General features: G+C 62.2%; 19 protein-coding genes. 7 read left to right on the top strand and 12 right to left on the bottom strand.

The features are described 5' to 3' along the window. The first annotated feature begins 86 nt into the window (after nucleotides 1-86). Entirely contained in the window at nucleotides 87-1,892 is a 1,806-nt protein-coding gene (locus E4K09_RS21670; protein ID WP_193557337.1) for a PHA/PHB synthase family protein, read from the top strand. Between the two features lie 90 nt (nucleotides 1,893-1,982). Here E4K09_RS21670 and E4K09_RS21675 read toward each other — a convergent pair whose 3' ends face one another. Then, nucleotides 1,983-3,287 carry an OmpP1/FadL family transporter gene (locus E4K09_RS21675; RefSeq protein ID WP_134499768.1) on the bottom strand — a complete coding sequence of 435 codons (1,305 nt, stop codon included), beginning with the start codon at nucleotides 3,285-3,287 and terminating at the stop codon, nucleotides 1,983-1,985. Nucleotides 3,288-3,666: 379 nt separating this feature from the next. Between E4K09_RS21675 and E4K09_RS21680 the strand changes: the two genes are divergently transcribed. Beyond that, a complete protein-coding gene (locus tag E4K09_RS21680; protein ID WP_134499769.1) occupies nucleotides 3,667-4,551 on the top strand; it encodes a fumarylacetoacetate hydrolase family protein in 885 nt (294 codons plus the stop codon). Nucleotides 4,552-4,697: 146 nt separating this feature from the next. On the opposite strand, the gene argC is transcribed toward E4K09_RS21680, so the two are convergent. The 3 genes from argC to rplM all read right to left on the bottom strand — a co-directional run bounded on the left by argC (nucleotide 4,698) and on the right by rplM (nucleotide 6,903). Further along, nucleotides 4,698-5,666, bottom strand: coding sequence for an N-acetyl-gamma-glutamyl-phosphate reductase (argC, locus tag E4K09_RS21685; protein ID WP_193557338.1), 969 nt, complete (start codon nucleotides 5,664-5,666; stop codon nucleotides 4,698-4,700). Between the two features lie 292 nt (nucleotides 5,667-5,958). Continuing rightward, nucleotides 5,959-6,435 (bottom strand): 30S ribosomal protein S9, encoded by a 477-nt coding sequence (gene rpsI, locus E4K09_RS21690; protein ID WP_134499770.1) that lies wholly within the window; start codon nucleotides 6,433-6,435, stop codon nucleotides 5,959-5,961. 3 nt (nucleotides 6,436-6,438) lie between these two features. Continuing rightward, entirely contained in the window at nucleotides 6,439-6,903 is a 465-nt protein-coding gene (gene rplM / locus E4K09_RS21695) for a 50S ribosomal protein L13 (RefSeq protein WP_134499771.1), read from the bottom strand. A 280-nt stretch (nucleotides 6,904-7,183) separates the two neighbouring features. On the opposite strand from rplM, the gene E4K09_RS21700 reads away from it, so the two are divergent. Next, nucleotides 7,184-7,822, top strand: a complete 639-nt coding sequence (locus E4K09_RS21700) for a glutathione S-transferase family protein (protein WP_134499772.1) — start codon at nucleotides 7,184-7,186, stop codon at nucleotides 7,820-7,822. A gap of 12 nt (nucleotides 7,823-7,834) precedes the next feature. Here E4K09_RS21700 and E4K09_RS21705 read toward each other — a convergent pair whose 3' ends face one another. Continuing rightward, a complete protein-coding gene (locus E4K09_RS21705; RefSeq protein WP_244610631.1) occupies nucleotides 7,835-8,248 on the bottom strand; it encodes a PaaI family thioesterase in 414 nt (137 codons plus the stop codon). A 70-nt stretch (nucleotides 8,249-8,318) separates the two neighbouring features. On the opposite strand from E4K09_RS21705, the gene E4K09_RS21710 reads away from it, so the two are divergent. After that, nucleotides 8,319-8,843, top strand: coding sequence for a CoA-binding protein (locus E4K09_RS21710; protein ID WP_134499774.1), 525 nt, complete (start codon nucleotides 8,319-8,321; stop codon nucleotides 8,841-8,843). A 96-nt stretch (nucleotides 8,844-8,939) separates the two neighbouring features. Beyond that, nucleotides 8,940-10,223 carry an O-acetylhomoserine aminocarboxypropyltransferase gene (locus E4K09_RS21715; protein WP_134499775.1) on the top strand — a complete coding sequence of 428 codons (1,284 nt, stop codon included), beginning with the start codon at nucleotides 8,940-8,942 and terminating at the stop codon, nucleotides 10,221-10,223. A gap of 163 nt (nucleotides 10,224-10,386) precedes the next feature. Here the strand turns inward: E4K09_RS21715 and E4K09_RS21720 are convergent, their stop codons facing one another. Together E4K09_RS21720 and E4K09_RS21725 are read right to left on the bottom strand one after the other, a co-directional pair. Next, the gene (locus E4K09_RS21720) at nucleotides 10,387-11,061 is read right to left on the bottom strand and encodes a ParA family protein (protein ID WP_134499776.1); all 675 of its coding nucleotides are present in this window, start codon (nucleotides 11,059-11,061) and stop codon (nucleotides 10,387-10,389) included. Nucleotides 11,062-11,152: 91 nt separating this feature from the next. Next, nucleotides 11,153-11,365 (bottom strand): hypothetical protein, encoded by a 213-nt coding sequence (locus E4K09_RS21725; RefSeq protein ID WP_134499777.1) that lies wholly within the window; start codon nucleotides 11,363-11,365, stop codon nucleotides 11,153-11,155. Between the two features lie 122 nt (nucleotides 11,366-11,487). Between E4K09_RS21725 and E4K09_RS21730 the strand changes: the two genes are divergently transcribed. Further along, nucleotides 11,488-11,904, top strand: coding sequence for a DUF1236 domain-containing protein (locus tag E4K09_RS21730; protein ID WP_134499778.1), 417 nt, complete (start codon nucleotides 11,488-11,490; stop codon nucleotides 11,902-11,904). A 50-nt stretch (nucleotides 11,905-11,954) separates the two neighbouring features. On the opposite strand, the gene E4K09_RS21735 is transcribed toward E4K09_RS21730, so the two are convergent. Next, a complete protein-coding gene (locus E4K09_RS21735) occupies nucleotides 11,955-13,040 on the bottom strand; it encodes a COX15/CtaA family protein (protein ID WP_134499779.1) in 1,086 nt (361 codons plus the stop codon). Between the two features lie 80 nt (nucleotides 13,041-13,120). On the opposite strand from E4K09_RS21735, the gene E4K09_RS21740 reads away from it, so the two are divergent. Next, nucleotides 13,121-13,378 carry a DUF2842 domain-containing protein gene (locus E4K09_RS21740; RefSeq protein ID WP_342211364.1) on the top strand — a complete coding sequence of 86 codons (258 nt, stop codon included), beginning with the start codon at nucleotides 13,121-13,123 and terminating at the stop codon, nucleotides 13,376-13,378. 299 nt (nucleotides 13,379-13,677) lie between these two features. Here the strand turns inward: E4K09_RS21740 and E4K09_RS21745 are convergent, their stop codons facing one another. The 4 genes from E4K09_RS21745 to E4K09_RS21760 all read right to left on the bottom strand — a co-directional run bounded on the left by E4K09_RS21745 (nucleotide 13,678) and on the right by E4K09_RS21760 (nucleotide 17,908). Next, nucleotides 13,678-14,049, bottom strand: a complete 372-nt coding sequence (locus E4K09_RS21745; protein WP_134499780.1) for a hypothetical protein — start codon at nucleotides 14,047-14,049, stop codon at nucleotides 13,678-13,680. 173 nt (nucleotides 14,050-14,222) lie between these two features. After that, on the bottom strand, nucleotides 14,223-15,254 hold the full coding sequence (locus E4K09_RS21750; RefSeq protein WP_166802434.1) for a response regulator: 1,032 nt from the start codon (nucleotides 15,252-15,254) through the stop codon (nucleotides 14,223-14,225). 24 nt (nucleotides 15,255-15,278) lie between these two features. Continuing rightward, a complete protein-coding gene (locus tag E4K09_RS21755; RefSeq protein WP_134499782.1) occupies nucleotides 15,279-17,423 on the bottom strand; it encodes a sensor histidine kinase in 2,145 nt (714 codons plus the stop codon). 2 nt (nucleotides 17,424-17,425) lie between these two features. Next, a complete protein-coding gene (locus E4K09_RS21760) occupies nucleotides 17,426-17,908 on the bottom strand; it encodes a putative pterin-binding protein (RefSeq protein ID WP_134499783.1) in 483 nt (160 codons plus the stop codon). Nucleotides 17,909-18,269: the final 361 nt, after the last annotated feature.

Here is an 18,269-nt window from a genome sequence, read left to right on the forward strand (position 1 = left end):
GATAACTGCACAGAGTGGGGATTGATCGCTAAGATGCTCGAAATGTGCACCCTGGGCAATGGCGCGACATAGAGGGAGACCGCCTTATGGACAAGCCATACGGTGAAGAGAAGGCCCAATCCTCAGCTCCCGACTTCGAGGAGCTCTCCCGCAACATGGCCCGCTTCTTCGAAGGAGCGACGAAGGCCACCGCGGCCTACCTCAAGCCGCTGGAAGAGCGCGGGGCTCCTCCCGAAGTGGCCAACGACGCCTCCGACGCGATCAAGACGCTGGGCCGCGTCGCGGAATCCTGGATGAGCGACCCGCAGAGGTCACTGGAGGCCCAGTCCCGCCTCGGCTCCCAGTTCCTCGATCTCTGGGCCTCGACCCTCAGGAAGGCCCAGGGCCAGCCCGCCGACCCCGTGGCGGAGCCCGAGCCGAAGGACAGCCGCTTCAAGGATCCAGAATGGTCGGAGAACCCGGTCTTCGATTTCCTGAAACAGGCCTATCTGATTTCGTCCCGCTGGGCGGAGGACATGGTGGAGGAAGCGGAGGGCCTCGACGAGCGGACCCGGCACAAGGCGCAGTTCTACCTCAAGCAGATTTCGAGCGCCCTCTCCCCGTCGAACTTCCTCCTGACCAATCCCGAACTCATCCGCGAGACGATCAAGGAGAACGGGGCGAACCTCGCCAGGGGAATGGCGATGCTGGCGGAGGATCTCCAGTCCGGCCGCGGCGAATTGAAGATCCGCCAGACCGATCCGAGCAATTTCAAGATCGGCGTGAACATCGCGACGACACCGGGCAAGGTGATCTTCCGCAACGACCTGATCGAGCTGATCCAATATGCGCCCACCACCGAGCAGGTGCTCAAGCGTCCGCTTCTCATCGTGCCGCCCTGGATCAACAAGTACTACATTCTCGACCTGAACCCGGAGAAGAGCTTCATCCGGTGGGCCGTCGACCAAGGTCTGACCGTGTTCTGCATTTCCTGGGTCAACCCTGAAGCGCAGCACGCGGAAAAGGGCTTCGAGCACTACATGCAGGAGGGCATCTTCGCGGCCCTCGAGGCGATCAAGCAGGCCACCGGGGAAAAGAAGGTGACGGCCATCGGCTATTGCGTCGGCGGCACCCTGCTCGCGGTGACCATGGCCTACATGGCGGCCAGGCGCGACAAGCGCATCGACAGCGCCACGTTCTTTACCGCCCAGGTGGACTTCACCCATGCCGGCGACCTGAAGGTCTTCGCCGACGAGGAGCAGATCCGCACCATCGAGACCCAGATGAAGAAGCGCGGCTATCTCGACGGCTCGCACATGGCGAACGCCTTCAACATGCTGCGCCCCACCGACCTGATCTGGTCGAACGTCGTGAACGTGTACATGAAGGGCCGGGCCCCTACCGCGTTCGACCTGCTCTACTGGAACTCCGATTCCACGCGCATGCCTGCCGCAAACCACGCCTTCTATCTTCGCAACTGCTATCTCGAGAACAAGCTCGCCAAGGGCGAGATGGAAATCGCGGGCGTGAAGCTCGATCTGAAGAAGATCAAGGCGCCGATCTTCAACCTGGCCACGAAGGAAGATCACATCGCCCCTGCCCGCTCGGTGTTCCTGGGATCGCAGGCTTTCGGCGGTCCGGTCGATTTCGTCCTTGCGGGCTCGGGCCACATCGCGGGCGTGGTGAACGCCCCCGCCAAGCAGAAATATCAGTTCTGGACCGGCGGCCCCGCCGAGGGCGACCTGGACGATTGGGTGGCGAACGCCAAAGAGACCACGGGCTCCTGGTGGCCTTATTGGTTTTCGTGGATCGAGAAGCAGGCCCCGAAGAAGGTTCCCGCCCGCGAACCGGGCGGCGGCAAGCTGGAGCCGCTCTGCGACGCGCCGGGCACCTACGTTCTGGCGAAGGCCTGAGGCGGGCGGCGAAGCAGCGTCATTCCTCACAGACCCAAAGACGAAAGGCCGGCGTCACCGCCGGCCTTTCTGTTGCAAGCCTCTCGGCTCTCAGTACTTGCGGACGATCGGGGCTGCCGGCAGAGCGACTTTCGGGTCGTCCCAGCGATAGCGCAGGGCAACAGAGATGATATCGGTGCTCGCATCCACATCAGCCAGGAACGTTCCTCCCGCCAAGGGGTCGTAATCCTGGTGCTCGGGCGTGATGCGGATCTCCGTGTCCTTGGAGAAGATGTGCGTATAAGCGATATCGAACGACAGCTTGTCGCTCCACTGGTAGGTGGCACCGACCGAAGCCCAGATGCGGTCGTTGTCAGGCAAGCGGGTGGAGCGGACCTCCGTATCGATAGGCGATTCCTCGTAAGCCACACCGGCGCGCAGGGTCCACTGGCTGTTCAGCCGGTAGTCGAAGCCGAGGGAGTAGAAGTAGCCGTCGTCATAGTTGAGCGGAAGATCGGTAACGACGATCCCGCCAGGTCCCACGACGAGTGGGGCCTCGAGAATGCTCCAGTTCGTCCACTCGAAGCCGGCATGAACCGTGAAAGCCGGTGTGATCGCCTGCGAGATGCCGATAGTGAGCTGGTCCGGGGTGGTCAGGTCCGCCGAGATCGGAATCCGGCTCGCCACCGGAAGCGGAATCGCGACCGTTCCTTCAAGCTCATGATCGATCTGCGACCGGTAGCCGATACCGATGGACGTGCCGGCGAACGGGGTCAGAGTCACGCCTGCCGTGAAGCCGAAGCCGATATCATCGCCGTCAAGGATCACGCTCGGAGCGCCGAGCCCCGCAAAAGCCGCTCTCTTGAGACGAATGTCGAAATATTGGAGAGACGGACCCGCTGCAACCGACAGCCAATCGTTCACCTTGATGCCCAGAACCGGATTGACGTTCAGAGAAAAGATCTTGGAGGAACGCGAATAGCCCTGCCCGGCCCAGGTATCGCGCGGGTCGGTGACGAGACCGTAGGGAGAGCTCGTGGACACACCCACCCAGAACATGTCGTTGACTTGATAGGAGCTGTAGCTTGCCGGAACGATCGCGTCCTGGCCGATGTCACCGGAGCTCCCAAGCGCAAAGGTCGGAATTCCTGGCACCGGATCGATCTCGATCCGCGGGATGATCAGGGACGCGTGCCACTCGCTCTGCCAGCCCGGCGCCATCGTGATGGTGGCGGGGTTCCAGAACATCGAGGAGAGACCGCCAGAACCCGAAGCGGCACCTGCGAAGGAGTAGCCCTGCGCAGTCGCACTCTGCTCGCGGATAGCGAACGCACCAGCCTGGGCTCCTCCTTGGGCGGCCATGAGAGCGGCCAAGGACACGGCAGCGAGGGACAAAGAACGATGGAGACGGCTCATGGAAGCTTCCTGCCCTTTTTTCTGTTTTGCGGGAATCCCGCGTTGACCTCACTGTGCCATGCTTAATTTACGCCGCAATCTCTATAATCTGCGCAGAGCCGGCACAGGAACCATGCGACGACTTGGAAATGTTCCTGACGATTACATGAAGTCTTTGAAGAACAGCAGGAAACAATACAACTCATTACAGCTGGTTCACATGTAAACCAATGTATTCGGCGCCCTGGGCTGCAAATCTGCTGCACTCTTGTGCACGGTGGAAATCCAGCTCTTTCTCCAGGCTCGTGGCAGAACGGCAACAGACATGAGACGAGAACATGCATTGTAGGCGGGCGCGAATGCGCCAGATAGGACCATGCCGCAACGAAAGGAGCACGGAATGAAACTGGTGAGATTTGGGGAAGCGGGACAGGAGAAGCCAGGGATCATCGACGGCCAAGGACAGATCCGCGATCTCTCCGGCGTCCTCCCGGACATCACGGGCGCGATTCTGTCGGAGGAGAGCCTCTCCCGCATCCGCAGCATCGACCCGAGCACCCTTCCCCTTGCGCCCGCCGGACAGCGCCTCGGCGCCTGCGTCGGTCAGGTGCGCAACTTCATCGCCATCGGCCTGAACTATGCCGACCATGCGGCCGAGACGGGCGCTCCCATTCCGGCGGAGCCGATCGTGTTCAACAAGGCTCCCTCCTGCATCGTCGGACCGAACGACGACGTGATCATTCCGCGCCGATCCGAGAAGACCGACTGGGAGGTCGAGCTTGCCATCGTGATCGGCGAGCGGGCCTCTTACGTCGCTGCGAATGAGGCTCTCGAGTTCGTGGCAGGCTATTGCGTCTGCAACGACGTGTCCGAACGCGAATTCCAGCTGGAGCGGGGCGGCACCTGGACAAAGGGCAAGGGCTGCCCGACCTTCGGCCCCCTCGGCCCCTGGCTCGTCACCAAGGACGAGATCCCCGATCCCCAGAACCTCTCCATGTGGCTCGACGTGAACGGCGAGCGCATGCAGACCGGCTCCACACGGACCATGATCTTCAACGTGGCGCAGATCGTTTCCTACGTATCGCACTTCATGATTCTGGAGCCGGGCGACGTGATCACCACCGGTACGCCCCCCGGCGTCGGCATGGGCATGAAGCCGCCCCGCTACTTGAAGGCCGGAGACGTCGTGAGCCTCGGCATCGAGGGCCTCGGCGAACAGCGCCAGCGTTTCGTCGCCTTCGAGGACAATCCACCGGATACGAGCAAAGGCCGGACGGGACATTAAGATCCAGAAGAAACGACAATGCTTCGTCATGCCCGCACTTGGTGCGGGCATGACGTCTTTGCGGCGCGACGCTTCCCAAGACGCGGATGCCCGGGACTGATCCCCGGATCAAGTCCGGGGACGGCCATGACACAGTTGGTTCGAAACTAAGCCAGCCCCAGCATCAGCTGGATGTTCTGCACGGCGGCTCCCGAGGCGCCCTTGCCGAGATTGTCGAGGCGGGCCACCAGCACGGCATGGTTGTAGCTGTCGTGCTTGAAGACGAAGAGCTCCAGTCGATCGGTATCGTTGAGCGCCTCGGGCTCGATCCGCTCGATCTTCTGAGCCCCGGGGATCGTCGGCACCACGCTCACGAGGCCACCGTCCCGGTAGCGCTCCGCGAGCGCAGCCTCCAGGTCCGCAGCCTTAGGCCTGCCCGGCAGCAGGTCGAGGTGGAGCGGAACGCTCACCAACATGCCTTGCCGGAAATTGCCGACGGAGGGGATGAAGATCGGGCGGCGGGTCAGGCCGGTGTATCTCTGAAGCTCGGGCACGTGCTTGTGCTCGAACCCGAGGCCGTAGAGCTCGAAGGCCGGAGCCGTGCCGGCTTCATAGGCCTCGATCATCGCGCGGCCGCCGCCGCTGTAGCCGCTCACGGCATTCACGCTGATCGGATGATCGGCCGGGATCAGCCCCGCATCGACCAGCGGCCGCAGGAGCGCGATGGCGCCCGTGGGATAGCAGCCCGGATTGGCCACGCGATCCGCCGAACGAACCGCCTGCTTCTGCTCGGGGGTCAGCTCCGCGAAGCCATAGGCCCAGCCGGGCGCAACCCGGTGCGCGGTGCTCGCATCGAGGATCTTGGGCTTCCGGCCGCTCAAGCCCTCGACGAGGGAAACCGTCTCCCGCGCCGCGTCGTCATGCAGGCAGAGCACGACGAGATCCACATCGGCGAGGATCTCCCGCTTGGCCTCGGGGTCCTTGCGGCGCGCCGGGTCGATGCTGCGGATCGCGATGCCGGAAACGTCCTTCAGGCGCTCTCGAATGCCGAGGCCGGTGGTCCCCGCCTCGCCGTCGATGAAGACGGTCCTGATGCCCTGAGAGAGAGACGTCGCGTTCTGGGTCATGGTCGTCATGGTCGCTTCGATCCACCTGTGGCCGCCGATGAGGCTAAAAGCCAATAACGCCGATAGGGTTCGGGAGAAACAAAAAAGCCGCGCAACGGCGCGGCTTGCGGTCGGGCCTCAGACAGCCGTCATCGCACGCGCGCCGGGGCGGCGATCATTCGGCATCGGAGGTTGAAGAGGTTCTGCGTCATGAGGCCGGTATGGGATTGTGAGACCGACATGTCAATAAGCCTGGCCTTAAACCCAGCAAAAAGGGCGGCCCGGGAGCCGCCCTTTTCGAAATCGAGAGCCTGAATAAGCCTTAGCGCTTCGAGAACTGGAAGCTGCGGCGGGCCTTCTTCTTGCCGTACTTCTTGCGCTCGACGACGCGCGGGTCGCGGGTCAGGAAGCCTTCCTTCTTGAGCGGGCCGCGAAGCTCCGGCTCGTAGTAGGTCAGCGCCTTGGCGAGGCCGTGACGGACCGCGCCGGCCTGACCGGAGAGGCCACCGCCATTGACGTTCACGACGATGTCGTACTGGCCCTCGCGCTGAGCGATCTGCAGCGGCTGCGACAGGATCAGGCGGAGAACCGGACGGGCGAAGTAAACCTCGACCGCGCGGTCGTTGATGATGATCTTGCCGGAGCCGGGCTTGATCCACACGCGGGCGACAGCGTCCTTACGCTTGCCGGTGGCGTAAGCGCGACCCAGAGAGTCGAGCTTCTGGACATGCTTCGGAGCTTCCGGAGCGGCGGTCTGGGCGTTCTGGCCCAGATCGGCGAGAGACTGAAGGGTCGCCATGGATTAGGCCCTCACGTTCTTGGCATTCAGGGCTGCCACGTCCAGCACTTCCGGCTGCTGAGCGGTATGCGGATGCTCAGCGCCGCCATAGACGCGCAGGTTGCCCATGATCTGGCGGAAAAGCGGGCCGCGGGGGAGCATGCGCTCCACAGCCTTCTCGACCACGCGCTCGGGGAAGCGGCCGTCCAGGATGAACTTGGCGGTGCGCTCCTTGATGCCGCCCGGATAACCGGTGTGATGGTAGTACACCTTCTGCTCGCGCTTGCGGCCGGTGAACACCACCTTGTCGGCGTTGATGACGATAACATTGTCGCCGCAGTCGACGTGGGGCGTGTAGCTTGGCTTGTGCTTGCCACGCAGGCGCATCGCCACGATCGTCGCGAGACGGCCCACAACGAGGCCCTTCGCGTCGATCACAACCCACTTCTTCTCGACCTCGGCGGGCTTCAGCGAAGTCGTAGTCTTCATTGCGCTGTTCCCGTTGAGAGCCCACTGGGCTCAGGTTCTGAAAAACGACAAACCGCCGCGAGATGCGGCGGCGAGTGAGAGGGTGTTTAGTGATTTTGGGCGTGCAAGTCAATGATATTCAACGGGAGAATAACCGCTAGTTTTTTATATAAATCCAATCACTTAAGCCATATAGGTATTGGAATACCGCTAATGTGGTATTTAAAAACCACATTGATTGCCGACCGCTCCCGTCCAGGCTATCGTTCTCACGGCTGCGTTCTCTCGCAAGGATCCAAGAATGGCTGAAGACCTGATTTTCTACACCAATCCTATGTCGCGCGGACGAATCGTCCGCTGGATGCTGGAAGAGGTGGGGCAGCCCTACCGCACCGAGCTTCTGGAATTCGGCACCACCATGAAAAGCCCGGGTTACCTCGCCTTCAATCCGATGGGCAAGGTACCCACCGTCATTCACAAGGGCACGGTTGTCACCGAAGCGGCGGCGATCTGCGCCTATCTGGCCGATGCCTTTCCGGAAGCCGGGCTCGCGCCGCCGCCCGGCGACCGTCGCAGGGGCCCGTATTACCGCTGGATGTTTTTCGCCGCCGGACCGGTCGAAGCGGCCGTCAGCAACAAGGCCCTGGGTTTCGAGATCCCCGACGAGCGCCGCGGCATGGTCGGTTATGGCGGAATGGAGGACGTGGTGAATGCCCTCGAATATGCCGTCACGCAGTCCGACTATATCGCGGGCGAGCGTTTCAGCGCCGCCGATGTCTATGTGGGCTCCCAGATCGGCTGGGGCATGATGTTCGGCACCCTCGGAAAACGCCCGGCCTTCGAGGCCTACTGGCAGCGCATCGCCTCCCGTCCGGCGGCTATCCGCGCACGGGAGATCGACGACGCGCTCGTGGCGGAACGGAAGCAATCGGCTGGCTGAGCCGCCGCATCATCACCGCTCCGGGATCGAATAGGTCCCGGTTGCATGGCAGACCACACCGGCCCTGCCCTCCGAGAAGATCGACACCTCACCCACGGCAAGGCGTTTGCCGAGCTTGAGCAGCCTGCACTCCCCGATGAGGGCGCGCGGCTCGGGCTTTCTCAGGAAGTTGAAGCTGAGATTTGTGGTGACGGCGAGCGCCACGGGTCCGATATGGGCCAGGATCGCGGCGTAAAGCGCCAGATCCGCCAGGGTCATCATGGAAGGCCCCGAGATCGTCCCTCCGGGCCTCAGATGGCGGTCGCGATACTCCATGCGCATCCGCGCGGAGAGCGGCCCGATCTCCTCCAGGAAGTAGGTTTGTCCGCCCTCGTGAATCTGCGGAAACTCCCGGTCGAGGAAGGCGATCAGGTCTTCCCTGGTCATGATCGGCTGCTGCGATGCCATGCGTCAAATGCCCGTTGAACTGCCCTGCCCTATCCCATACGTTCACGCCATGGATCACAGCAATTACCCGAACGATTACATCCGCGGCATTCTCAACAGCGTGAAGAGCATCGCGCTCGTGGGAGCCTCGGCGAATCCGGCCCGTCCGAGCTGGATCGTCACCAAATACCTGCTGGAGCGGGGCTACGACGTCATTCCGGTCAATCCGGGAATCGCCGGCACGGAACTGCTCGGCAAGAAGGTCTACGGTTCCCTTGCCGAGGTGCCTGGCCCCATCGACATGGTCGAGATCTTCCGCAACTCGGAGGCCGCCGGCCCGATCACCGACGAGGCCCTTGCGCTCGAACCCCTCCCCAAGGTGCTCTGGATGCAGCTCTCCGTCCGCAACGACGAAGCGGCGGCGAAAGCCGAGGCCAAGGGCCTCAAGGTCGTGATGGACCGCTGCCCCAAGATCGAGTTCGGACGATTGTCCGGCGAGATTTCCTGGCAGGGCGTGAACTCGCGGATGCTCAGCGCCAAGAAGCCCGTCCTTTCCGGCAAGGGCTTCCAGAAGCTCGGCCTCAATCGCCCATAAGTTCTCCCCCTGGCCCTACGCCCCTTCTTGACCGGAAGAACATTTCGTTCTTTAAAGAGAACAGAAGATCATCCCCAAAGGAAAAGGGCTCCTGCCATGACTGACCGTTTGCCGGGCTTCAACACGCTTGCCATTCACGCGGGCGCGGCCCCCGATGCCGCGACCGGCGCCCGGGCGACGCCGATCTATCAGACCACGTCCTTCGTGTTCGACGATGTGGACCACGCGGCCTCGCTCTTCGGCCTGCAGGCCTTCGGCAACATCTATTCCCGCATCGGCAACCCGACCTGCTCGGTTCTGGAAGAACGGGTCGCGGCCCTCGAGGGCGGCACGGCGGCGCTGGCGGTCGCCTCGGGCCACGCGGCGGAGTTCCTGACCTTCCACACCCTGCTCCAGCCGGGCGATGAGTTCATCGCGGCCCGCAAGCTCTATGGCGGGTCCATCAACCAGTTCAACCATGCCTACAAGAACTTCGGCTGGAACGTGGTCTGGGCCGATTCCGACGATCCGTCGAGCTTCGAGGCGGCCGTCACCCCGCGCACGAAGGCGATCTTCGTCGAATCCATCGCCAATCCGGGCGGCGTCATCGTCGACCTTCAGGCGATCGCGGCGATTGCCAAGAAGCACCGCATCCCGTTCATCGTCGACAACACGATGGCGAGCCCCTACCTGATCCGGCCGTTCGAGCATGGCGCCGACATCATCGTGCATTCCGCCACCAAGTTCCTCGGCGGGCACGGCAACTCGGTCGGCGGCCTGATCGTGGACGGCGGCTCGTTCAACTTCGCCGGAGACGACCGTTACCCGATGCTCTCCAAGCCGCGCCCCGAATACGGCGGCATGGTGCTCGGCGAAACCTTCGGCAATTTCGGCTTCGCCATCGCGGCCCGCGTCCTGGGCCTGCGCGACCTCGGCCCCGCGCTCTCGCCGTTCAACGCGTTCCTGATTCTCAACGGCATCGAGACCCTGCCCCTGCGCATGCAGCGCCATTCGGACAACGCCCTGGCGGTGGCCGAGCACCTGGCGGGCCACAGGAAGGTGTCCTGGGTCAGCTATCCGGGCCTGCGCTCGGACCGTTATCACAACCTCGCCAAGCAATACTGCCCGAAGGGCGCCGGCGCCGTGTTCACGTTCGGCCTGAAGGACGGTTACGAGGCGGGCGTGAAGCTGGTCTCGAACCTCAAGCTGTTCTCGCACCTGGCCAATATCGGCGACACGCGCTCTCTGGTGATCCATCCGGCGTCGACCACGCACCGTCAGCTCACGGACGAGCAGAAGACCCTCGCCGGAGCTGGACCGGAGGTGGTGCGCCTCTCCATCGGCCTCGAAGACACGCAGGACCTGATCGAGGATCTCGATCAGGCCCTGGCTGCCGCTTGAGGATTGCGCCTTCTCGGCGCCCGGATTCCCGGGCGCCCGTGCCCTGCCGGCAGCGCGGAACCGACACCCGGGCACCGCACGGGCGCGACCGCGACGAGGCAACGGATCTCATGAAAAGGGCGGCCCGAAGCCGCCCTTTTTCATGCTTGAAGAGCTTTCGGCTTCAGGCGGCCTGCGAGGAGCCGCTCTTCTTGAAGGTGTTTTGAATGGCGTTGAGCGAACGCTCCAGGGCTGTCCAGAGGCGTCCGATTTCCTCGGCGCCCTGAGAGTTCGGTTGATATTCCCTGGCCCCCTCGCCGGTCGCCAGAGACAGCGTCAGTTCGGGCCGATGCGTGATCTGGCCCGCCCAGACGGGCACTTGCAGCGCATTGAGAGCCCCGCGGGCATCGGCCACCACGGGAGCCTCCGCATCACCGTGTTTGGCCGGAGCGGCATTGATGACCGCCGCATAGGGCTTGCGCAGTTCCCGCGCGATCTGCACCGTGTCCTGAAGTGCCGCAATGTCGAACAGGCTCGCCCGGGTCGGAATGATGACAAGGGTGGCATATTTGATGGATTCGGCCACGATGTTGGACTTGTTCGGCGGCGTATCGACCAGAACCCATTCGTAGCCTTCGCGTTTGGCCTCCCGCAGGGCCTCGCCGAGATTGCGCACATTGTGCTTCAGGCCGAGATATTCCTGATCGCGGATCTTGTGCCAAAGAGAAAGGGATCCCTGCGGATCGTTGTCGACCAGCAACGTCTTACGCGACGGGTTGGCAATATAGCTCGCGAGATGAGCGGCGAGCGTGCTCTTACCAGAGCCACCTTTCCGCGAAGCAAAGACCAGCACGTTCATGCCTGACTCCTCATAAGCCTAAGAAAGCCCGCCACCCTCGTTTAACGCGAGCTTAATATTGTTCATCTGTACCAGAACAAGACCTGATTTCCTAATTCCACCTTCGAACACTCTGTGCATATCCCCAAGCTCCGCTCAGAGTTTCGCGCAAAAATGCATAACGTAACGGCAGGAAGATTTGCCCCGGTGCATTGCCGCCCCCCGCTTCTTCCGCTTTCTGAAGAACAGCAATCAAGCAACTGATCGACATCGAAAACCAGAGGTCAGTGTCTAATGGCAAATCGTAGTTTTTGATCCAGTCCATGAGGAGAAATTCAGAACTTTTTCCTTGAGATCGAAGAATTTTGCAACCTTCCATCATTCTCGGAACCAGCGTCTAGCTTAGTCGTTAAGCTCCCGACTTCACCAGACGAATGGAGCTGACACATGTCCAAGAAGATTCTGTTTGCAGGCGCTGTTCTTGCCGCCCTCGCGCCGGTTGGCGCTTTCGCTCAGGACCCGGCAGCCGGTGGCGCTGCGGCCGGTGCCGCGACGGGCGCGGTCGGCGGCGCGATCGTCGGCGGCCCGATCGGTGCGGCTGTGGGCGGCGTGACGGGCGCCATCGTCGGCGGCCTGGCGGGCGATGCCCAGCCCCGCTTCCGCCAGTACGTGGTCCAGCAGGACGTGCCGTCCTACCGCTATACCGAGGAAGTCCGCGTGGGTGCCACCCTGCCCGCGTCCGGCGTGCAGTATTATGAGGTTCCGGCCGAGTACGGCGTGACCCAGTATCGCTACACCGTGGTCAACGACACCCCGGTTCTGGTCGAGCCCGGCACCCGCCGCATCGTCCAGATCATCCGCTAAGACCCTGAGAACTGACACGAAGTTCGGGCGGCCCCAGGGCCGCCCTTTTTTTATCGGACCGCGCTGACGCGGGCGTGAACCACCGCCATGGCCAGCACCGCCATGGCGAAGACCTGGTGTGCCAGGCCCGCCCAGAGCGGCACCACCAGCACCAGGGTCACGATCCCCAGAGCCATCTGCGCCAGAGCAAGCCCCGCCATGCCGGTGGCGCGGCGGGCCACTGCCGACCGCGGCGCCCGGCGGCGCAGGGTCCAAGCGTGCCAAAGGGCGAAAGCCACGAGCCCATAGGCCAGCATGCGGTGATTGAACTGCACGAGCAGGACGTTGTCGACGAAGTTCTCGACCCAGGGATTCACCATGAACAGAGCCGACGCGGGCGGAATCAGTGATCCGTCCATCAAAGGCCAGGTGTTGTAGGTGTAACCGGCTTTCGAACCCGCCACGAGGCCACCCAGGGCGATCTGCGCCAGGATCAGGCCCACGAGAATGCGAGGAGCGAGGCCGGCAACGGGCTCCGCGGGCGAAGCGCTGCGATCCTTCAGGCCTGCCGCGACCCAAACGAGGCACGCGAGAATGACGCTGGCGACGGTCAGATGGAGCGCGAGCTTGATCGGCGCGACAGCCGTCATGCCTGGCTCCAGACCCGACGCCACCATGATCCAGCCGATCGCGCCCTGCAGCCCGCCCAAGGCACCGATGCCGAGAAGCGTCAGAGCGAGCCTGCCCGTGATCGTCCCCCGGAACCAGAACCAGATCAGAGGCAGGAAGAACACCAGGCCGATCAGTCGGCCCAGCTGGCGATGGCCCCATTCCCAGGCGTAAATGAACTTGAACTCGGACAGGGTCATACCCTTGTTGACGAGTTCATATTGAGAGATCTGCCGGTATTTCTCGAACTCGGCCTGCCAAGCCTGCTCGGTGAGAGGTGGAATGGCGCCGGTGACCGGCTTCCATTCCGTGATCGACAGGCCGGAACCCGTCAGGCGCGTCGCCCCGCCAACGGCAACCATCAGCACGACGAGGGCTGCGAGGATATAGATCCAAGTTCTCACGAGAGTCCGGGACCGGACTTCGGGCGACTCTGCTTTCGGCAGGCGCGCCGGCGGCACGCCCTCGGATGAGGCTGCGACAGCCATGCTCGTTCTCATCGGCAATTTAGGACTTGAACCCAGGATATGGCCTGTCACATAGAGGCTGGATCGCCACGAGGCAATCAATGACAGTGACGCACCGCTCTCAGGCGGCGCTTCGGAAGGGTATGGTCATGGGCATGCGACTGCGCAAGCTGATCGGAACGGTGGTGATGCTCCTCTTCATCATCGCCTATGCACTGATTGCCATGGCCGTTGCAGAGGGCCGCATCACGCAAGCGCCCAAGCTCGTCCAGACCCTCGCCTATGTCGTCCTTGGGCTGATCTGGATCATTCCGCTGATGCCGCTCGTGCGGTGGATGGCGAAGCCCGATAAATCCTGACGTTCCCTCGATAATCTTGCCCGTGCCGCCGCAAGGCGGACAGACCGTCACGCCGATCCGTCCGCTGCCCTCGTATTCAGGGCAGAGATTCTCGCCCGCGGCGGGAGTACTCGGCTCGGCCTGGTCGCCAGGGTTCAGCTTCGTCTGATCAGAGGCAGCGCGATCGCGGGGTGTAAGGCTCGTGACGGAAGCGGCGTTGCGGCTTCTCCGAACAGCGCGGCAGGGGAATCACGGTTTCCCCATCGTCTCGAAACAAAGGCCCGCTTTGAAGCGGGCCTTTCTACGAGAACGGTCCTCGATCAGCCGCACACCTGCCGGCTGCGGTAGTCCCAGCCCCAACCTGGGACCCATTCGCGATAACGCTCGGTCGTGCAGCGCTCGACGTAAACCCGGCGGGGGCGGTGGTGGTACACGACCGGAGCCGGCTCCTCCACATAAACGCGGGCCGGCGGGGGCGGCGCCACGTAGACGGGAGCGGGAGCCGCATAGGCGGGCTGCTGGGCCACCGTGGCGCCGACGATGGTACCGACCGCAAGGCCACCCAGGACGCCGACGGCTGCAGCCGCGCCGGGAGACATGCGATCACGCGCCTCGGCAGGTTGGGCGGCGGCCAGACCGGCCACCAGCGCCAGAGCGGCGGTCGTGCCGGAGAAGAAATTGAAGACCTTCATGGATCGTCACCTACAAGCAGGAGGGAGGTTTCCGCTCTCCCTTTCTTGGCAGTGACTATAAGTTCTCAAACCTCACTGGAAGCTGAACGGATTGTGGCGAAGCACGGGCACAACTCTGTTTCATTCCGGACGGTAAACAGAGTGTTAAGCCGCCCTTTCACATGGCTCCTCTCTCAGTCAGCCGTCGTCCGGAGCGGCACTGAAAGCAGCACGCGCACCAGATCCGCCTGTCGGTTGGTCTCCGTTTTCCGGAAAAGGTTTTTCAGGTGGAAGACAACGGTCGTCTGCGCAACGTCGAGTTCCTCGGCGATCTGATCGAGGCGTTTTCCGTCGATGAGCATCAGCGCAACCCGCGTCTCGGACGGCGTCAGATTGTAGAGCTGCACCAGGGTGTCGCCGGAGACCTTGGTGCGCTGCTCCGTATCGATCACGAGCAGGACCACCGCATCGGGACGCTGGTCCGCCGAGAAGCGCTGTCCCGGCACGAGCACGAGATACGGCCGCCCTCCCGAGGTGCGCGGGAAGGACACGATCTCGTCGAGAGCCTCTTCCTCGAAAGCCCTCTCGATCGCCTGATGCAGTTTCGCGTTCTGCTTCGCCGCCGCGCCTTTCAACACGCCACCGGAGATGCTGATGCCGTCGTTCTCTCCGATGATCCGCTCGGCCTCCTTGTTCATGAGCCTGACACCTCCCTTTTCGTCCACGATGAGGACACCGACGAGGAAGCGGTCGAAAGCGAAGGTGGCCTTGTACAGCGCCTCGACGGTGCGTCCGCGGGACGACTGGAGAACTTCCTGCCAGACCTCTTCGGCACGGCTGACTGCGCTCGACCTCACGCGAGCGACCTGATTGAGACGGGCCGCGATCGTGGCGAGCAGGATCTCATAATCGATCGGCTTGACGAGATAATCGTCCGCACCGGCCTGTTTGCCCACGAGCACGTCGTTCCGCTCCGCGAGGGCCGTCAGAAAGATGAAGGGGATATCCGCCTTATCCCCCTTCTCACGAATGGCCTTGAGGACGCCATAGCCACCAAGTCCCGGCATGGTGATATCGCAGAGCACGAGATCGGGATCCTCCGTCTCGAGCAGCCGCAGGGCTTCGCTTCCGTTTGAGGCCTGGAGCACGCGATAGCTGGCGGCCTCCAGTTCTTCGGCCAGATCGGCTCTCAAATCGTCCTCGTCCTCGACGCAAAGAATGGTCATTTGATGTTTCATGAGCTTGTTCACTTATGCAGCCTGCTGCGCCTGGTCGACATTGGATAGCGGCAAGTCGAACGTAAACAACGATCCCTCGGCTTCGTAGCTCTCCACCTGGATCTCTCCCCCGTGCATGTGCATGATTCTTTGTGCGAAATTCAGCCCGATGCCGGTCCCTGCAATTCCCGACGCCGTTCTCGCGCGATAAAACCGGTCGAAGATCTTCGGCAGCTCGTCACCCGGAATACCAATGCCCCAGTCCCGCACGGAGCAGAAAGCGCGCGCCCCTTCCGTCCAGACCTTGATCTCCACGACCGGATCTTCCCCCGAATACTTGAGCGCATTCGACAGGAGATTGATGAATACCTGCTCGATCAGCGTGGGGTCGCAATAGACCGGAACCGGGCTCTCGGGCACGTCGAACCGAATGGTCGAGTGAGCGTTGAGTTCGCTCTGCCGCTCTCCGAGGTCCACGACCAAGTGGACGAGGTCACAGGGCTCGGGGTTCAGCTCGATGCGTCCGGCATCGAGCTTGGCAGCGTTCAAGACGCTCTCCACGAGGCGGGTCAGGCGGCTGCCGGCATTCCTGATTTTTTGGATGCGCGTGGTGAGTTCCTCCGGTGAAAGATCAGCGCTTCGCCGCAGGATGCGTTGCGCGCTCGAGTCGAGGATCGCCAGCGGCGTGCGGAACTGATGGGACACCATGGAGACGAAGTTACGGTAGGCATTCGTCGTCTCGCGCTCGCGCTCGAGAGCCGATTGGAGGGCCGTCGCCACCTGCTTGTAAGCCGAAATGTCCGTGAGCCGCACGAAGATCGTCGCTCCATCCGCCTTTGTGACCGAGAGGTGCGCCCACACGTCCTTCTTGATCAGAACGTCGACCTCGATCTCCTCGAACGGAGGCTGCGCGACCAGGAGCCGATGATCCGCCCCCTCGCACATGGCAAAGCAGCGCAGAAAAATGGGAAGGCTCATCTCCTCCCAGCACCACAGCGCCACCGGTGCAGCAGCCCAGATCTGCTCATTGGCGAACAGGAGGCGCCCGGTCCAGTCGAACGCCGCAAATCCCTCCGCGGCCGACTCGATGGCCGCGATCAGACGCCGCTCGGCCTGCCGCAGAGCGGCCGTCCGCTGGAGAACCTTGATTTCAAGATCGAAATTCTGCCGTTCCGCCTGCTTGCGGGCGAGCCATTGCTCCGTCACATCGCGCAGAAAGGCAATGCCCAGTTTGCGCTCCGCCATTGAAACCGGAAAGCAGTTGATTTCCAGGCAGCGTTCCTGGGTAGCATCCCCCGTGGTCTCGTCCTCGAAGACCGTGCTCGTTCCCTCGACCGCGAGATTGAGTGAGCGGACCATATCCGGTTTCGAGAACAGAGGATCGAGATCCTGCATCCGACGACCGATGGCATCACCGGGACTGACGCTGAGCAGGTTCTCCATCCCAGGGTTCCAGAGCAGGCATTCGAGCTTCTCGTCGAACAGCACGATGCCCTGGTTGCTCACGTTATTGATGACAAGGTCCGAGAGTTCCTGCTCCTGGCGCAGCAATTGCTTGGCTTGGCTCGCCTCCTGAACCCCTCGGAAGAGTTTCACGAGCAGAAACGCCGCGCTCAGGACAATCCCCAACAGGAAAACGAGGCTTTCCAGCACGACCTGCAGATACATGGCTCGCTTGGACGCCACGTCCGTTCGGTTGATCAGCATCACCTCGTTGGCGGCATCCCGAAGAATAGAGCTCAGCTCGCGAACCTGCATTCGCAGTCCTGTGGCCTCCTCCGGGGTCATTCTCCTTTCGACCAGGGGCTCCGCGAGAGTCAGCATGAGATAAGCTGCCTTCATGTCTCCGAGCAGCCCAACCTTTCTGATGACGTCCGCCTGAGAGCCTTCCAGCAAAACCGCCATGCGGCTGACCAGGATGGACAGGCGAAACGGCGGAGCCTGCTCGACGTTCGAAAACTCTTCGCCGGCCGCGTAGCGGGCGAGACTTTCCGCCGCGAGCGCAGCCTCGAACTGGGCTTGGGAAATCATCCAGAGATTGGCATGGGTATCTTCAGTGCGCAGATCGCGATCGATATCGAACAACCGTACGACGGCAAAGGTCAGCGAGAGAGCGAGAACCGCCAGCGCTACGAGCGTAACCAGACCTGCCTTGTGGTTGTTGATGTTGAGCTTCATGGTCACTCGACGTGCAACCTATTCAACTGCCAAATCCAGCGGGCGTCATAAACCGGTGTTTGCAAAGCATCATAGGAATCGCGGGGATACACCACCCATAACGGTCCCTTGTCCCGCACCTTCAACATCTGCCCGTCGACGCGCATCGCGACGATGGGCTCGTATTTGAGGTCATCGACAGGAATGGTGATTTTGTAGTCGTTGAGGGCCGAGGCCCGGATCGAGGTCCCGTTGCCGCCTACTCTCTCCAGGATGCGTCTTAGGGGAATACCCTCGAAAAGCTGTTTCGCAGCGGACGTGACAGACACCGTCGCAATCGAGGTCTGGCCCAGGGCCTCCAGCATCTCCCGGTCGAACTGCGCTTCAGTTCCGACATTGGCCTGCTGAAGCCGGCCGGAAACGATCAGCAGCACAGGACCCTTTGGCTGCGGCAAAGGCTCTTGGGCTTGCGCCGTGCAAGCCCATCCCAGCAAAAGCGCCAGCATTCCGAGCAATCTAACGTAACGCATGGAAGCCCTATCTGCCGATATAATGTTAGAACATATACTCCTTGAACTATTTTGAGGCGAAAATCCAGGGCCCCGTAAGGGATTTCCCGAATAAGCAGGTGTCCCATGTCTCTTGCCGTTGATGATACAACGCAGCCAGGTAGATCGAAAGCCGAGATTATTTGTTATGTTGTAACGTATGATTCGGCGCTTGTACCTGATGCCCCACTGTCCGCATTGCGGTCATGCGATCAGCCGGCGAGGAGGTTCAGCCGGAAAGCAGCGTAGCATTTGCAAGCTTGGCAGCAGGCAGTGTAGCTTTGCGGCATATATCGATCCTTCGGTACCACAAATCTAC

The organism is Microvirga pakistanensis, assembly GCF_004458765.1.
GTDB lineage: Bacteria > Pseudomonadota > Alphaproteobacteria > Rhizobiales > Beijerinckiaceae > Microvirga > Microvirga pakistanensis.

What these genes read in the sequence shown, in the direction of transcription:
- E4K09_RS21670 (WP_193557337.1), top strand. Translation starts at nt 87, where the DNA reads ATGGACAAGCCATACGGTGAAGAGAAGGCCCAATCCTCAGCTCCCGAC.
- E4K09_RS21675 (WP_134499768.1), bottom strand. Translation starts at nt 3,287, where the DNA reads ATGAGCCGTCTCCATCGTTCTTTGTCCCTCGCTGCCGTGTCCTTGGCC.
- E4K09_RS21680 (WP_134499769.1), top strand. Translation starts at nt 3,667, where the DNA reads ATGAAACTGGTGAGATTTGGGGAAGCGGGACAGGAGAAGCCAGGGATC.
- argC (WP_193557338.1), bottom strand. Translation starts at nt 5,666, where the DNA reads ATGACGACCATGACCCAGAACGCGACGTCTCTCTCTCAGGGCATCAGG.
- rpsI (WP_134499770.1), bottom strand. Translation starts at nt 6,435, where the DNA reads ATGGCGACCCTTCAGTCTCTCGCCGATCTGGGCCAGAACGCCCAGACC.
- rplM (WP_134499771.1), bottom strand. Translation starts at nt 6,903, where the DNA reads ATGAAGACTACGACTTCGCTGAAGCCCGCCGAGGTCGAGAAGAAGTGG.
- E4K09_RS21700 (WP_134499772.1), top strand. Translation starts at nt 7,184, where the DNA reads ATGGCTGAAGACCTGATTTTCTACACCAATCCTATGTCGCGCGGACGA.
- E4K09_RS21705 (WP_244610631.1), bottom strand. Translation starts at nt 8,248, where the DNA reads ATGACCAGGGAAGACCTGATCGCCTTCCTCGACCGGGAGTTTCCGCAG.
- E4K09_RS21710 (WP_134499774.1), top strand. Translation starts at nt 8,319, where the DNA reads ATGGATCACAGCAATTACCCGAACGATTACATCCGCGGCATTCTCAAC.
- E4K09_RS21715 (WP_134499775.1), top strand. Translation starts at nt 8,940, where the DNA reads ATGACTGACCGTTTGCCGGGCTTCAACACGCTTGCCATTCACGCGGGC.
- E4K09_RS21720 (WP_134499776.1), bottom strand. Translation starts at nt 11,061, where the DNA reads ATGAACGTGCTGGTCTTTGCTTCGCGGAAAGGTGGCTCTGGTAAGAGC.
- E4K09_RS21725 (WP_134499777.1), bottom strand. Translation starts at nt 11,365, where the DNA reads ATGGACTGGATCAAAAACTACGATTTGCCATTAGACACTGACCTCTGG.
- E4K09_RS21730 (WP_134499778.1), top strand. Translation starts at nt 11,488, where the DNA reads ATGTCCAAGAAGATTCTGTTTGCAGGCGCTGTTCTTGCCGCCCTCGCG.
- E4K09_RS21735 (WP_134499779.1), bottom strand. Translation starts at nt 13,040, where the DNA reads ATGGCTGTCGCAGCCTCATCCGAGGGCGTGCCGCCGGCGCGCCTGCCG.
- E4K09_RS21740 (WP_342211364.1), top strand. Translation starts at nt 13,121, where the DNA reads ATGACAGTGACGCACCGCTCTCAGGCGGCGCTTCGGAAGGGTATGGTC.
- E4K09_RS21745 (WP_134499780.1), bottom strand. Translation starts at nt 14,049, where the DNA reads ATGAAGGTCTTCAATTTCTTCTCCGGCACGACCGCCGCTCTGGCGCTG.
- E4K09_RS21750 (WP_166802434.1), bottom strand. Translation starts at nt 15,254, where the DNA reads ATGACCATTCTTTGCGTCGAGGACGAGGACGATTTGAGAGCCGATCTG.
- E4K09_RS21755 (WP_134499782.1), bottom strand. Translation starts at nt 17,423, where the DNA reads ATGAAGCTCAACATCAACAACCACAAGGCAGGTCTGGTTACGCTCGTA.
- E4K09_RS21760 (WP_134499783.1), bottom strand. Translation starts at nt 17,908, where the DNA reads ATGCTGGCGCTTTTGCTGGGATGGGCTTGCACGGCGCAAGCCCAAGAG.